This is a genomic window from Pseudomonas sp. P129 (assembly GCF_020312195.1).
GTDB classification, from domain to species: Bacteria; Pseudomonadota; Gammaproteobacteria; order Pseudomonadales; family Pseudomonadaceae; genus Aquipseudomonas; species Aquipseudomonas fragariae.
The window spans coordinates 1-326 of the sequence record NZ_JAGPYS010000046.1; the positions used below are offsets into that span (position 1 = coordinate 1).

The following is a 326-nucleotide window of genomic DNA, read 5'->3' on the forward strand; positions in this document are numbered from 1 at the left end:
TGCGGCTGGATCACCTCCTTAATCGACGACTCAGCTGCGCCATAAGCACCCACACGAATTGCTTGATTCATTGAAGAAGACGATTAGAAGCAGCGCCCGAGTTCGGGTCTGTAGCTCAGTTGGTTAGAGCGCACCCCTGATAAGGGTGAGGTCGGCAGTTCGAATCTGCCCAGACCCACCAGTTTACTGGTGAGATAGCTGGTCAGAGTAGACGCCTCCACGGTATGTAGAAATACGGGGCCATAGCTCAGCTGGGAGAGCGCCTGCCTTGCACGCAGGAGGTCAGCGGTTCGATCCCGCTTGGCTCCACCACTTACTGCTTCTGT

Annotated in this window: 2 tRNA genes; both read left to right on the top strand. The window is 55.8% G+C overall.

Annotated features, from left to right (window positions below):
* The first annotated feature begins 104 nt into the window (after positions 1-104).
* Positions 105-181, top strand: a tRNA-Ile gene (locus KBY02_RS26055).
* Between the two features lie 55 nt (positions 182-236).
* A tRNA-Ala gene (locus KBY02_RS26060) sits at positions 237-312 on the top strand.
* Positions 313-326: the final 14 nt, after the last annotated feature.